This is a genomic window from Malonomonas rubra DSM 5091, from assembly GCF_900142125.1.
Taxonomy (GTDB): domain Bacteria; phylum Desulfobacterota; class Desulfuromonadia; order Desulfuromonadales; family Geopsychrobacteraceae; genus Malonomonas; species Malonomonas rubra.
The window spans coordinates 15,773-26,647 of record NZ_FQZT01000004.1; the positions used below are offsets into that span (position 1 = coordinate 15,773).

At 55.9% G+C, this 10,875-nt stretch carries 13 protein-coding genes and 3 tRNA genes; 3 read left to right on the forward strand and 13 right to left on the reverse strand.

Annotation, left to right across the window (positions count from 1 at the left end):
* Positions 1-8 precede the first annotated feature (8 nt).
* The 6 genes from BUB13_RS06855 to BUB13_RS06880 are packed head-to-tail and all read right to left on the reverse strand — an operon-like array spanning position 9 to position 4,567.
* Complete coding sequence (locus tag BUB13_RS06855; RefSeq protein WP_072907172.1) at positions 9-1,115, reverse strand: ADP-ribosylglycohydrolase family protein; 1,107 nt, start codon at positions 1,113-1,115, stop codon at positions 9-11.
* The gene (locus BUB13_RS06860; protein ID WP_072907174.1) at positions 1,108-1,497 is read right to left on the reverse strand and encodes an SRPBCC family protein; all 390 of its coding nucleotides are present in this window, start codon (positions 1,495-1,497) and stop codon (positions 1,108-1,110) included. Before BUB13_RS06860 ends, BUB13_RS06855 begins: the two co-directional genes overlap by 8 nt.
* Positions 1,498-2,463, reverse strand: coding sequence for an NAD(P)/FAD-dependent oxidoreductase (locus tag BUB13_RS06865; RefSeq protein WP_072907176.1), 966 nt, complete (start codon positions 2,461-2,463; stop codon positions 1,498-1,500). It lies immediately after the preceding gene.
* The gene (locus BUB13_RS06870; RefSeq protein ID WP_139249325.1) at positions 2,460-2,714 is read right to left on the reverse strand and encodes a hypothetical protein; all 255 of its coding nucleotides are present in this window, start codon (positions 2,712-2,714) and stop codon (positions 2,460-2,462) included. The genes BUB13_RS06865 and BUB13_RS06870 overlap by 4 nt, the downstream gene beginning before the upstream one ends.
* A complete protein-coding gene (locus BUB13_RS06875; protein WP_072907180.1) occupies positions 2,711-4,291 on the reverse strand; it encodes an ABC1 kinase family protein in 1,581 nt (526 codons plus the stop codon). Before BUB13_RS06875 ends, BUB13_RS06870 begins: the two co-directional genes overlap by 4 nt.
* Complete coding sequence (locus BUB13_RS06880) at positions 4,292-4,567, reverse strand: hypothetical protein (RefSeq protein ID WP_072907182.1); 276 nt, start codon at positions 4,565-4,567, stop codon at positions 4,292-4,294.
* Positions 4,568-4,656: 89 nt separating this feature from the next.
* Between BUB13_RS06880 and BUB13_RS06885 the strand changes: the two genes are divergently transcribed.
* Genes BUB13_RS06885 through BUB13_RS06895 form a run of 3 tightly spaced genes read left to right on the forward strand, consistent with a single transcriptional unit; the run spans position 4,657 to position 6,448 of the window.
* Entirely contained in the window at positions 4,657-5,541 is an 885-nt protein-coding gene (locus BUB13_RS06885) for a MerR family transcriptional regulator (protein ID WP_072907184.1), read from the forward strand.
* Positions 5,538-5,924 (forward strand): pyridoxamine 5'-phosphate oxidase family protein, encoded by a 387-nt coding sequence (locus BUB13_RS06890; protein ID WP_072907186.1) that lies wholly within the window; start codon positions 5,538-5,540, stop codon positions 5,922-5,924. The genes BUB13_RS06885 and BUB13_RS06890 overlap by 4 nt, the downstream gene beginning before the upstream one ends.
* Before the next feature lie 35 nt (positions 5,925-5,959).
* On the forward strand, positions 5,960-6,448 hold the full coding sequence (locus BUB13_RS06895) for an NUDIX hydrolase (protein ID WP_208610135.1): 489 nt from the start codon (positions 5,960-5,962) through the stop codon (positions 6,446-6,448).
* 71 nt (positions 6,449-6,519) lie between these two features.
* Here BUB13_RS06895 and BUB13_RS06900 read toward each other — a convergent pair.
* The 7 genes from BUB13_RS06900 to BUB13_RS06930 form a co-directional block, all read right to left on the reverse strand.
* A tRNA-Arg gene (locus tag BUB13_RS06900) sits at positions 6,520-6,596 on the reverse strand.
* A 61-nt stretch (positions 6,597-6,657) separates the two neighbouring features.
* Positions 6,658-6,745, reverse strand: a tRNA-Ser gene (locus BUB13_RS06905).
* A gap of 38 nt (positions 6,746-6,783) precedes the next feature.
* Positions 6,784-6,869, reverse strand: a tRNA-Ser gene (locus BUB13_RS06910).
* A gap of 98 nt (positions 6,870-6,967) precedes the next feature.
* Complete coding sequence (gene serS / locus BUB13_RS06915; protein WP_072907190.1) at positions 6,968-8,239, reverse strand: serine--tRNA ligase; 1,272 nt, start codon at positions 8,237-8,239, stop codon at positions 6,968-6,970.
* 91 nt (positions 8,240-8,330) lie between these two features.
* Positions 8,331-8,903: an HD domain-containing protein gene (locus BUB13_RS06920; protein WP_072907192.1), complete on the reverse strand. Its 573-nt coding sequence runs from the start codon at positions 8,901-8,903 to the stop codon at positions 8,331-8,333.
* Positions 8,904-8,918: 15 nt separating this feature from the next.
* A complete protein-coding gene (locus BUB13_RS06925; RefSeq protein WP_084091827.1) occupies positions 8,919-9,671 on the reverse strand; it encodes a TatD family hydrolase in 753 nt (250 codons plus the stop codon).
* A gap of 54 nt (positions 9,672-9,725) precedes the next feature.
* Positions 9,726-10,865: an HD-GYP domain-containing protein gene (locus BUB13_RS06930; protein ID WP_072907196.1), complete on the reverse strand. Its 1,140-nt coding sequence runs from the start codon at positions 10,863-10,865 to the stop codon at positions 9,726-9,728.
* Positions 10,866-10,875 lie beyond the last annotated feature (10 nt).

The following is a 10,875-nucleotide window of genomic DNA, read 5'->3' on the forward strand; positions in this document are numbered from 1 at the left end:
TCTCCTCTTCAGCCTTCAGAGTGCGAGAGGGTCAGCAGGGTGTCGATTTCTCCGCTGAGCAGTTCTTTGTCGATCAGCTGCTCGAACCACTCATTAACTGTAGCAGCATTCATAAGGCCTAACAGGGTTCCCAGTACGATTCCGCGATGAACATTGTCACCACCAAGATTGGTGTTGACCAGAAGCGCCTGCCGCGGGGCGCTGGAATATTTGTAGGCCAGGTAGAGCAGGCTCGGCCAAGCTCCCTGGATGTAGCAGGCGGAAGAAAACAGACCGCCGACGACATGCATGTCATCGCTGGTGTTTTCGACCAGCGCCGGCAGGTCGAGGCCGATGCTGCTTTTCGCCGCACGCGCCAGCAGGTCAAGGGCAGACTGGTTGTCATCGCGGAACAGCAGGGCGTCGAGCAGCTCGACATAAATTGCGCAGATATGGCCGAGGTTTTTATCCGGATGGGTCAGGAACAGGTGCTTCAGGCAATGTCCCTGAGCTTCGATCAATGGGCGACCGCGCAGCCGTTCCGACAGCAGGATTGGGGCGATGGTCACCAGCCCGCCGATCGATGGGGTGTCGTGGGTGACTGCAGCACAACGGTCTTTCGCTTTGCCCACTTCAAGATTGGCGAAAAAGCCACGGTGGTAGGACTCCGCATAGGTGTCTGGATGTTGCGGCGGGTCACTGGTCATGAAGTCAATGTAGTTATCGAGAAAAACTTCTTTGTGATAGAGGCCACCATTTGCCGCCAGGGAGCGCAGAACAACCCGCGCGCAATGCGCGTTGAGGGTATTCTCCCCGGCCTGCATGCCCTGGTGGTAGTGCTGGTTGGCAACGCCCCAGTATTTGCGCCGGCCCTTGAGGATAACATCGCCGACAATCTGTCGCTGTTGGTGCTTCGCCTGTTGACTGCCGCGCCCGCCTTTAACTGTCGAGTGCAGCGACATGATCGAAGAGGGGTGGAAGTCCGGGGCCGCTTCGAAGCGGAAAATCCCGCCTGGGAAGGCTTTTTCGATGTCGAGCGGGTTGTAAAACCAGTGCACCGGCATCGCCAGGGCGTCGGCAATGAACATATTCTTCAATGCGGCTTCAGCACGTTTTTGTTGAATAATTTCAGCCATTCTCCTGCTCCTTTTCTCCCTCTGCCATGCGAGCGATGCGGTTCGCCGCCTGGCGGCAAATAAGGGCATAGGGCAAGGCGATAAACGGCAGCTCAAATACCAGCTCGCAGTGCTCATCCCCATGGGCGATCAGCCGGTGTCCCGTTGCTGTCAGTCCGGCCACCTTCCAGCCCCAATACTGCATCAGCTCAAAATCAGTGATCTCGAATTCTGACCATAAGCCGATGGCGGTTTTTATCCGTCCTGCTGAGCCGGCTTCGATCCAGCGCTTGGGGAAATCGACGGCAGTCACAGAGGGGCCCCAGACCGGCCACTGTTCGGTGTCGATGAGAATCTCCCAGACGCGTTGCGGCGGAGCATTTATCCGTCGGCTCACCTGCATTCAGATCTCCCTGTCCAGTTGGGCAAGAATCCGCACGGCCAGATCGGCGCCACTCTGCCAGGCATCTTCGACCCTTCGACCCAAGCACCAGTCGCCACAGACACCAAGCTTCAGCTGCTTGTCCCAGAGAAACGGATGGCCCAGAGGTTTTTCCGTGAAAGCGTAGCGCCAGCGATGGACGAACAGCAGCCGATCGTCGTCGCTGTGACCTGCCAGGGCTCTGAAACTGTGCAGCAGCTGCTGGCCGACCTGTTCGGGCGGATCTTCCAGATGCTGCTGAGACCAGTCTTTCTGTGCCTGTACCAGGTAGACATTGTCGTTGCCGCGTTGCGGTTTGGCGCTATTGTCGACGATGCGACGGATCACCGGGTGCTGAAAAACAGCAACTTCAGGCAGGCGATAGCGGCGCTCGCCGGCGCTGATGGCTGCAACCCAGGCCGGTTCCATGCGCACACCTCTGATCTGTTCGGCAAAACGCTGCTGATCTTTCAGTAGCATCAGGGCCTGTGGCGCCGGCACCGCAACGATGACCAGTGGCCAGTGACCAAGCAGGCTGTCCCCATCGTTGTACAGCTGCCAGCCTTCTGCGCCCGGTTCGATACGGGCGATGCGGGTTGACGGCTGAAACGGCTGGTCGCCGAGCAGGCCACGGGTTATGGCGCTGTTGCGCGGCACCCCGACCGCCTGCAGCTGTTCGTCGCTGCGCAGTTGCCCGGAAATCAGGCCCTGCCAGTGCTGCAGTTTGCCAGCGGGCAGATTCTCGCTGAGGAAATCGGTCAGGTAGGGCAGGTTGGCAGAAAAATAGGGGGCCCCGTGATCGATCCAGCCCGAGCCGTAGGAGCGGCTGGAGAGTCGACCGCCCGTGCCTTTGCTTTTATCGAAAACCGTGGCTTCGTAGCCTGCCGCTCGTAAAATGCTGGCGACCGTCAGCCCAGCCATTCCGGCACCAATGATTGCAGCTTTCATCCGTAGCTCCTTTTATGCAAGCGGCTCAGACATTCCGCGCGGACTGCTTCGAGTGCAGCGATTGTGGCTTCCTGCTGGGAATCCCCAACATAACCGCGTCCGGTCCAGTCGTTGCCGTAACGGATGTAGAGTGAATCCAGTTCGCTTTCAACCTGGCGCAGAAGCAGGGCCGGTTCTTCATCGATACGCGGGGCAAAATAAGCGAGTACATCGGTGACAATATTGGCGGATTGCTCTTGTAAAAAATTCATCCCTTTTCCTTTCTCTTCAATAGAACAAGTAGCGCCAGCAGCAAACAGCTATAAGATGCGTACTGCAGCCATTGCTGCTGAAATCGTTGAAAGTAAAAACCGAGGGCCAGGTAAAAAATCAGCCAGCCCAGGGTGGCGAGATATCTCTCCAGCCGCCCCAGAAGGAATTGCCGGTCTGCTGTCGCCATCCGCACCACCAGTTCACCCTGTTCTGCCAGTTCGACCACCCGTCGTGCCTTGGTTGCCGTCATTGGCAGCTGCAACAGTTCGTGCTTCATTTTCTCCAGCGGCAGCCGGTCTTCGCCAAGGGCGCGCGGCAGGCTTTCCTTGAGGATCGGCAGGATATCCTTGATGCCGTTGAAATTTTCGATGTACTGGGTACCGAGGCCCTCGACCAGTGAACTGACCCGCATCACGTAGATGATATCCTGCGGCAGCTTGAAGGGTTGGTCGTTGAGCACTTCGAGGATACCGAAGGCCAGTTCCTGCATGCTGGAGGCATCGAGATGGTCGCTGTCGAAAACTTCGAACAGGCTCTCGGCGACGCTGCTCAGTGCGCTGAAGTCTGACTCTTCTGTGAGAATGCCCATCTTGCGGGTGGCGTTGACCAGCATTTCGAAATCGCGCTCGTAAGCTGCCTTGACCGCGTAAATCATCGCCTGGCGCATCTGCTGCGGAATTCGGCTGACCATGCCGAAATCGAGCAGGATCAACTCACCCTGCGGGCTGACCAGCAGGTTGCCGGGGTGCGGGTCGGCATGGAAGTAGCCTTTGATCAGCATCTGCTCGGTGTAGAACAGCACCAGCTGTTTCATCAGCTCTTCGAAAGAGACATTGAGCTTCGCAACCGCGGCGACATCGTCGAAGCGGGCTCCCTGCTCAAAACTCATCACCAGCGCGGTGTCGGAGCAGTATTCAGGATAAGGCTGCGGGAAGCGCACCCCGGAGTCGGCGTAGACCTGGCTGAAGTGTTCCATGTTCGCCAGCTCCTGCAGCATGCTGACTTCCTGCAGGATCACTTGGGAAAAAGCGCGCAGCACCGATTCGATCGAATGCCGGGTCTGATCGGTGAACAGAGGTCTGAACAGGCGCAGGAAGAAATTGAGCAGGAAGATATCGACCCTTACCTGGAACTGGATATTTTCCCGCAGCAGCTTGACCGCGACAGTTTCGCCGGAATCCTGCAGGGTTGCTTTGTGTACCTGGCCGATCGAAGCGCTGGCGACCGGTTCATCATCAAATTTGCTGAAAATCCGCGAGTCGGGAAATGCGCGTTTGTAAGCGCGCCGGCGATGCTTTTCGCGCATGGCCGGCATTTTGTCGTGCAGCTGTCGCAATGCCTGCAGGTAAGTTTGGTCGAAAAAGTCTGCCCGTGTCGCCAGCACCTGGGCCAGCTTGAGAAAGCTGGCTCCGAGCGCGCGGATGTTCGCCACCAGCGCTTCGGGAGCCAGGGGCGTCCAGAGCAGCCAGCGTTGGCGTCGCCGGAACAGCAGGAATACGGTGACCAGAAACCGGAACACCGCATAGCTGCGTTGCGGGCGACAATAATATATGGCGATCAGGGTACGGCGAATCACTTATTTCTCCAGGTCTTTGCGCAGTTTCTCAATATCCTGTTTAGTGACGAGATCGAGTTCGTCGATGACCTCTTTAAGGATGTCTTTAAACATTCCCTTGAACTGCTCTTTCTCCTTCTCGCCGCGCTGAGCCATTTCATCGAAGAAGGTACGGGCGTTTTCTTCACTCTTTTCCTGCCACGCCTTCAGCTCCTCATTGTTGGCTTCGATCTTCTCCTTCACGGCGAGGGCACCGCCCAATACTGCGTAAAACAACTGCTCCAGTTTTTTGTCCATGTTCATCTCCTTGATTCCGAAATATGACTTGATTCGTCATGTTTTTTTGTATATTATTACAGCAAATACAAATTTGTCTAGGACAAAAAATGACAATTCAACAACTCAGCCAGGAAATCGGTATCGGCATCGATACTTTACGCATCTGGGAACGCCGCTACGGTTTTCCGGTTCCAGATCGTGATGCCCGTGGTCACCGTAGCTACTCGTTGCAGCAGGTCGAAGAGTTACGCGTGGTGAAAACACTGCAGAGTTTGGGCCAGAGGCCGGGGAAGATTTTTTCTCTCACGCCAGCCCAACGGCGGGAATTGCTTTCTGAACTCTCCGCCCAGGGCTTCCCTCAGGACAGGGGGCTGCAAAAGCTGGTTTACCAGATGCGGCCGGGCGAGATCGGTTCGGAGATGTCGAGACAGCTGGACGCTCTCGACCTAGTCAACTTCATCCACCAGTATGCGGTGCCGCTGCTGCAACTGCTCGATCACGGCTGGAACAGTGGCCAGCTGAGCATCGCCCGCGAGCACCTCATCTCCGACCAGTTGGAAGCCCTGCTGCGGACAAGACTAAGCGGTAGCAGCACAGGTTCAGATCCATCGATTCTGTTTCTGACCCTCAGCGGTGAACGCCACAAACTCGGCCTGCTGCTGGCGGCCGTTCTGTTCGAGCAGGCCGGGTTGCCGGCAATCTGGCTGAGTGAGGAGCTGCCGCTGTCTGAAGTGCCTGCTTTGGCGCAGGAGCTGGAAGTTGTCGCCGTGGCCCTTTCCTTCAGCGGTCACTACTCGGCACGCCAGGCCAAGCAGAATTTGAGCAGTCTGCGTAAAAGTCTCGACCCGGCCATCAAAATAATCGCCGGCGGCCATGCTGTACGCCAGTTTACCAGCCTGCCGAACCTGCTGATCTGTAATGACCTGAAGCAAGTTGACCTGTTAGCTAAGCGCTATTTCCAGCCCTCTTCGGGCAGAAAGGATAAATCATGAACCTGAAGGCCTACTTTTCCGAAACCGCGGGGAGCGGTGTTCTTTCTACCGCCGATGGCCAGGGACGAGTTGATGCGGCGATTTACGCCCGTCCTCACATCATGGAGGACGGAACTGTGGCGATGATCATGCGCGATCGCCTGAGCCATAAAAATCTGCAGGAAAACCCCTACGCCGCTTACCTGTTCAGAGAAGACTCTCCTGGCTACAGGGGGGTGCGGCTCTTCCTGAAAAAAGAGCGCGAAGATGATGACCCCGAACTGATTTCTCAGCTGACCAGACGTTGGTTGACGGCCGAGGAAGATAAAGCCAAGGGGCCGAAATTTCTTGTCTACTTCAAGGTTGAGAAAGTGCTCAGTCTGATCGGTGGTGACGAGCTTTGAAGCTGTGCAGGTGTCTGCCAGCATAAGGAATGTCAATGGAATTCAATTATTGCCCCTGCTGTGGCGGTCGCATTACGCACAAGGAATTCGATACCTTGATCCGCCACTACTGCGAACAGTGCGAAAGAATTCACTACCGAAACCCTATCGTGGGAGTTGCCATCATTATTATGCAGGCAGGCAAAATTCTGTTGGCAAGGCGGAATAATTCCTATGCCGGGAAATGGTGCATCCCCTGCGGCTATGTCGAGTGGGACGAAGATGTCCGCAACGCCGCGATTCGCGAGTTCGCAGAGGAGACAGGCCTGGAAGCCACCATCGACCGGGTGTTTAATGTGCATTCAAATTTTCATGACAAAGGAAGCCAGACCGTCGGTATCTGGTTTCTCGGGCAGATGGTCGGTGGTGAAATCAAGGCCGGTTCTGACGTAGACGAGGTGGCCTGGTTCGATCTGGATGATCCGCCGGAAATGGCATTCCCGACAGATTGCCTCATTTTGAATGAGCTGAAGGACTCCCTCTGATGCTGCTGAAAAAGAAAAGCTTTAAACAAAAAACGGCTACAAGCGAAAGCTTGTAGCCGTTGATTTTTAAATGGCGCGCCGCGGAAGATTCGAACTCCCGACCTTCTGATCCGTAGTCAGACGCTCTATCCAGCTGAGCTAGCGGCGCACAAGAAGGCAGAGTTATCGCTCAAACTGCAGCGATTGTCAACTCTTTTTTCTTTAATAACTGGCGGAGAGGGGGGGATTCGAACCCCCGGTAGCATACACTACACTCGCTTAGCAGGCGAGCACCATCGGCCTCTCGGTCACCTCTCCGCTGTGGTAAAACTATTCAATTTTCGAACAACTTAAAGTGGCGGAGGAGGTAGGATTCGAACCCACGGTACTTTCGTACAACGGTTTTCAAGACCGCCGCCTTAAACCACTCGGCCACTCCTCCGTAGCCGTTAAGCTGTACGTTTCGAAAAACGCGGCGTTCTTTGTAGCGAAAATCCGGACCAATTGCAAGACTAAAACAGCCTTCGGTCCTGAATGGCGCTACTTTTCTATCTTTTCCAGCCCGCCCATGTAAGGGCGCAGCACTTCCGGGATGATGACCGAACCATCGGCCTGCTGATAATTCTCCAGAATTGCCAGCCAGGTGCGGCCGATTGCCAGCCCCGAACCGTTCAGGGTATGGACCAACTCAGGTTTCTTGGCCCCTTCGCGGCGGAAGCGGATGGCAGCGCGGCGGGACTGGAAGTCGGTGAAGGTGGAACAGGAGGAAATCTCGCGGTAGCACTCCTGACCCGGCAGCCAGACTTCGATGTCGAAGGTGCGGGCGGCGGAGAAACCGATGTCGCCGGTGCACAGGTCGACCACCCGGTAAGGCAGCTTCAGCAGTTGCAGCACTGTTTCGGCGTTGTTCAGCAGCTTTTCCAGCTCGGCGTCGGAATCTTCCGGCTTGACGAACTTGACCAGTTCGACCTTGTTGAACTGATGCTGACGGATCAGGCCGCGGGTGTCGCGTCCGTGGGAGCCCGCCTCTTTGCGGAAGCAGGGGGTGTAGGCGGTGTAGCAGAGCGGCAGATCTTTTTCGCTGAGAATTTCGTCACGGTGGATGTTGGTCACCGGAACCTCGGCGGTCGGTATCAGGAAGAGGTCGACATCTTCTGTGTGGAACAGGTCTTCCTCAAATTTCGGTAGCTGACCGGTGCCGGTCATCGACGCGCGGTTGACTAGGAACGGCGGCAGGGTTTCGGTGTAGCCGTGCTCGCCGGTGTGCAGGTCGAGCATGAAGTTGATGAGTGCCCTCTCCAGCCGCGCACCGGCGCCGGTGTAAAGTGCAAAGCGTGCGCCGGAGAGCTTGCTGGCACGCTCGAAATCGAGAACGCCGAGATCCTCACCGATGTCCCAGTGGGCCTTGGCGTCGAAATCAAACTGCGGCTTGTCACCCCAAACACGAACCTCAACGTTGTCATCTTCCGAAGCGCCGACCGGGGTTGCAGCGTGCGGGATGTTGGGCACGCCCATGAGAATTTCGCTGAGCTGCTCTTCAACAGCACGCAGCTGATCGTCCAGCTCTTTGATGCGGGCGGAGACTTCCTTCATCCGCTTGATCTCGTCCTGAACCTGGCTCTTGTCCTTGGTTTTGCCGATCAGCGCCGAAACCTTGTTCTTTTCGGCTTTCAGCGCTTCACCTTCACCGAGCAGCTCACGACGCTGCTGGTCGAGAGCGGTGAAGCCTGACAGATCGATGCCACCGCCACGGTTGGCCAGAGCTTTCTCTGCAGCGTCGAAATTTTCACGTAAATATCTGATATCGAGCATGATTTACTCCTCCATGCGATTTATTCAAAATAGACACAGCTTGATAACACTTATGCCTTGGAGGGTCAAGGATTGCAGGCTGTTGGAAAATCTATTTTTCACCCCTCACCCACCATTCGGCGTCGCTATCGAACCACCATTTCGATGAATCAGTTTCCCAGATTACCGCTGATAGTTCTTTGGCGACATCGGTGGCTAATCGCCCCAGTACGAAGGGATACCATTCGTCGGCGTAGCGGTTGCCGAGGTCTTTGTGCTCTTTCAGTGCAAGGATCATTTCCAGTTGGTCGGCGTCGTGGGCGAGCTTTGCTTCGTGAGTTTCCTTCGCCATAAATTCGCTCAAGGTGGCGCGGTAATCAGCGCCGAAGGGCAACTGACGGGCCAGATCTTCGACTGCTTTTTCTTCATCCGCTTTGACATATTTTTTATTGACGTAATTCAGGTCGCCGATGCGCGCCTCCGGAATATCGTGAAACAGGCAGAGTTGCAATACCCGGCCGACATCGGCGTTGCCGTCCATCTGTGCCAGGCTGTAGCCGATCATGGCGGTGCGGAAGCTGTGTTCGGCAACTGATTCGGCACCAGAGCCGAGAAACTGGAAACCGGTGCGCGGCGTGCGTTTGAGCATGCCGACCTCGAAGAGGAAATTGGCGATGTTTTTCATCTATCACTCCAGGTTTTAGATATCGATTTTAAAGAGTTTACGGGCATTTTCGCTGGTCGATTGTGCGACCTCGGCCAGGCTGATCCCGCGCAGTTCAGCAACTTTCTCGGCAACAGCGATCAGGGCTTCGGGTGTTTCTGCCATGTCGGGCAGGTCGGTTTCCAAGACCAGCGCTGCAAGTGGCAGCTGCTGTACCGCCTGCGGGAGTTTACGGGCCGAGTCGCGCAGGATGATCGGGCCCACACCGATTTTAAAACCAAGACGCACCAGCTCTTCGGCGACTTGCAGGCTGCCGGAAAAGCCGTGCCAGATGCCACCGATTTTTTTGCCGATCTCTTTTTGCCGCAGAATGTCGAGCAGACGTCCGGTTGCTTTTCGGCCATGCAGCAGCACCGGCCGTTCGGCTTGCAAAGCGATCTCGAGCTGGGCTCTCAGTACCCGCTCCTGCAACATCATGTCCGGACCACTGACACCATCGAGACCGATTTCGCCCATGGCAATCGCCTTGGGATGGGTGCACAACTGTTGCAGTTGCTCGGCAGCTGCATCATTCCACTGTTGGGCATAAACTGGGTGCAGGCCGGGTGCAGCAAACAGTGCCGGGAACTGCTCAGCCAGTTGTAGCAGGTTTTGCCAGCCACTGACGCGCACGCCCGGAACAACCAAGGCTCCGATCCCCTTCTCCTGTGCTGGTTGAAGCAAGTCGAGACCAGTTCCGTTCAGTTCTGGGGCATCAATGTGGGCGTGGGTGTCGATTAGCAAAGACATCCCGGTATGGTAGCAAAAGAGTTAAATTTACGGGAAGGAAATATCCGTAAACTTTCAGCTGTCAGCGAACAGCTTCTGGATCTGCTCGACGGAATCGAGTCTGCTCTGCAGGGCTGCTACACAGTCGGCGTCAAGCTGGTTTCTCTGCACCATCTGCTCCAGTTCATCCAGCGCCCGCTGGTTGCTCCAGGCTTGCTTGTATGGGCGGGAAGATGTGAGCGCATCGAAGATGTCACTGACACTGACAATGCGGGCAGCAAAGGGAACCTGGTCGCCGCTGTAGCCGTGAGGGTAGCCGCTACCGTCGATCTTTTCGTGGTGCAGCTCGGTAATGTGACGCAGAATATCGATATCGGGCAGGTTGGCAAAACCGAATTCGCTGATCAGTTGATCGACGATAGCTCGGCCGATGCCGGAGTGGGTTTTCATCACAGACCACTCGCTGCTGTCGAGATCGCCTGCTTTTTGCAGGATTTTATCCGGAATACCGACTTTGCCGATATCATGCAAGGGGGCAAAGCGGTAGATGTGCTCGACCTCTTCATCGTCCAGTGCAAGCTTCTGCTGAGCGATCATTTCCTGGGCGATAAGCTGGGAGAACGCAGCCATCCGTTCCAGGTGGTTACTGGTTTCAGGGTCTTTGTAGTGCATCATCCGGCTGGAAACGCGCAGGGCAGAAATCAATGTGCGCAAAGTGCCCTGGTGTTCCAGCACCATCTGCACCAGGCAGTGGGCGAACAGCGGTACCTGGCCGAGAACAGCTTTCCCCTGAAAGAAATCTTTCTGCTGTGAATTGAGAAAAACGAATCCACGCAAATGCTCCTGCTCAAAGATCGGCAGAGTGTAGCTGGAACGCATACCGAGATCGTTGATTTTCAGGGTATGTTCGCGTGTGCCGGAGGAAAAAACGCCCAAATCATTAACGATGCGGACCTGTCCCGGTACTGCAGTCGACGCCAGCGACTCGGCATCGTCGAGTGGGTGTTGATAGTTTTTCAACGGATTGGAATCGGCCGGGCTAGCGAGAAAGGTTTTGACTTTTCGCGTCGCGCCGTCGAACAGGGCGATGCCGACACGGGCGATGCCGGGGCATTGACGGTTGAACATCTGGTGAGCTGCTGACAGCCGATCCTGTAGCCGGCCGCCGTTATGCAGGTTGCTGAAATAGTCCTCAATAAAGGTTGTTGCCGTCATTTCCACCCTC

What these genes read in the sequence shown, in the direction of transcription:
- BUB13_RS06860 (WP_072907174.1), bottom strand. Translation starts at nt 1,497, where the DNA reads ATGCAGGTGAGCCGACGGATAAATGCTCCGCCGCAACGCGTCTGGGAG.
- BUB13_RS06930 (WP_072907196.1), bottom strand. Translation starts at nt 10,865, where the DNA reads ATGACGGCAACAACCTTTATTGAGGACTATTTCAGCAACCTGCATAAC.
- serS (WP_072907190.1), bottom strand. Translation starts at nt 8,239, where the DNA reads ATGCTCGATATCAGATATTTACGTGAAAATTTCGACGCTGCAGAGAAA.
- BUB13_RS06920 (WP_072907192.1), bottom strand. Translation starts at nt 8,903, where the DNA reads ATGAAAAACATCGCCAATTTCCTCTTCGAGGTCGGCATGCTCAAACGC.
- BUB13_RS06890 (WP_072907186.1), top strand. Translation starts at nt 5,538, where the DNA reads ATGAACCTGAAGGCCTACTTTTCCGAAACCGCGGGGAGCGGTGTTCTT.
- BUB13_RS06870 (WP_139249325.1), bottom strand. Translation starts at nt 2,714, where the DNA reads ATGAATTTTTTACAAGAGCAATCCGCCAATATTGTCACCGATGTACTC.
- BUB13_RS06865 (WP_072907176.1), bottom strand. Translation starts at nt 2,463, where the DNA reads ATGAAAGCTGCAATCATTGGTGCCGGAATGGCTGGGCTGACGGTCGCC.
- BUB13_RS06895 (WP_208610135.1), top strand. Translation starts at nt 5,960, where the DNA reads ATGGAATTCAATTATTGCCCCTGCTGTGGCGGTCGCATTACGCACAAG.
- BUB13_RS06880 (WP_072907182.1), bottom strand. Translation starts at nt 4,567, where the DNA reads ATGGACAAAAAACTGGAGCAGTTGTTTTACGCAGTATTGGGCGGTGCC.
- BUB13_RS06855 (WP_072907172.1), bottom strand. Translation starts at nt 1,115, where the DNA reads ATGGCTGAAATTATTCAACAAAAACGTGCTGAAGCCGCATTGAAGAAT.
- BUB13_RS06925 (WP_084091827.1), bottom strand. Translation starts at nt 9,671, where the DNA reads ATGTCTTTGCTAATCGACACCCACGCCCACATTGATGCCCCAGAACTG.
- BUB13_RS06885 (WP_072907184.1), top strand. Translation starts at nt 4,657, where the DNA reads ATGACAATTCAACAACTCAGCCAGGAAATCGGTATCGGCATCGATACT.